This window comes from Mesorhizobium sp. M0664, from assembly GCF_040320565.1.
In the GTDB taxonomy this organism is placed as follows: domain Bacteria; phylum Pseudomonadota; class Alphaproteobacteria; order Rhizobiales; family Rhizobiaceae; genus Mesorhizobium.
The window spans coordinates 1-1,159 of record NZ_JAMYPW010000108.1 but is presented as its reverse complement, the minus strand read 5'-3'; the positions used below and the strand labels follow the sequence as shown (position 1 = coordinate 1,159).

Sequence of the window (1,159 nt, the reverse complement as noted above, 5' to 3'; positions counted from 1 at the left end):
TGTGCACCCGCATCGAAGGGTGGCGCCTCTCATCGAAGATCGGCTCTTCGAAGTAAATTAGCTGTTGCTGTTTTGACGCCAGGGTTAGAATGTGTTGTGGTCTCTGATATACGAAGTTCCATCGGAGGTGTGAAAAGCAAATTAAAATAGACGGTTGTACAGCGATTTTTCGTGTTTTGGGCCGGCCCGCCGCCATTTCCATGTAGATTATCCTTCGATATAGTTAGAAAATGCCTCGATTAACGAAAAGTCAATCGAGGCAGCTTTGACATGAAGTTCGCAGCCTTCTATATAACTTCCATCCCAGTAAGTTGTTCCACAGCTGCAAAACTGTTCAGGCGAGACCAGCCGTCCGCTCCACTTGCGATGGCTCAACACAGAAGGGGCGAGCCGGCCGCCCCCATTGATCCACATGATGAGGCCCCTCGCGTCCGGTCGGGCTCTGCAAATGTGGCCCTTTGCCACAGAGCGGTTGAAATCCTTCTATCGTTCAACAACCGTTCATCGGCGGAGCTATAAATACGCTTGGAATCGGTTTATCTGAGTCGCGCCGGTGGTTCATTTAATGGAGACCGAGACGAATCGAGGGATGGCTGGCGAATGAAGATCGACTTTGAAACCAACGTCTTTCCATTGTTTCACCCGCAGGTCGTGGATGACCTGAAGGACCCTTGTCCCGTTTTCGACGGCACGCTCTGGCACGTCTTCGGCTCAAGCGGTACGGTCACGACCGAAAGCTGGAAGATTCTCCACGCCACGGCGCCGGATCTCTACGGGCCCTGGACAGAGCACGCGCCGACCGTCTTGCCTATAGCCGGATCGGGGGTTGCAGCGCCCGGCGTCATTCATGAGTGCGGCGTCTTCCATATGTTCATCCAGACCGAATTCATGAAGTCCGGCGGACGTTGCGAGCACGCGGTCTCCAATGACGGCTTTCATTGGGTGGTGCTCAATCCGGCGATATTGTCGCTGCCCGACACCGATGAGGACGGCATCTACGATCCCCATCCGGCAATCGTCGACGGCAAGCGCTATATCGTCTATTCAGGCATGCCCAAGTTCACCAGGGTGCCCCAGCCTGATGTCTATCTGGCGCGCAGCCAATCCGATTCCTGGTTCGGGCCATGGAAACGTCTCGGCAAGATACTCGATCATCTCG

1 protein-coding gene and 1 pseudogene are annotated in these 1,159 nt (G+C 54.6%); one reads left to right on the top strand and one right to left on the bottom strand.

Features of this window, described 5'->3' with window-relative positions:
• Positions 1-202, bottom strand: a pseudogene (locus NKI39_RS34150) (glycosyltransferase family 1 protein); the annotation flags it as partial.
• Between the two features lie 398 nt (positions 203-600).
• Between NKI39_RS34150 and NKI39_RS34145 the strand changes: the two are divergent.
• Positions 601-1,159, top strand: a 559-nt coding sequence (locus NKI39_RS34145) for a glycoside hydrolase family protein (RefSeq protein ID WP_502898656.1), incomplete at its 3' end; no start/stop codon positions are given.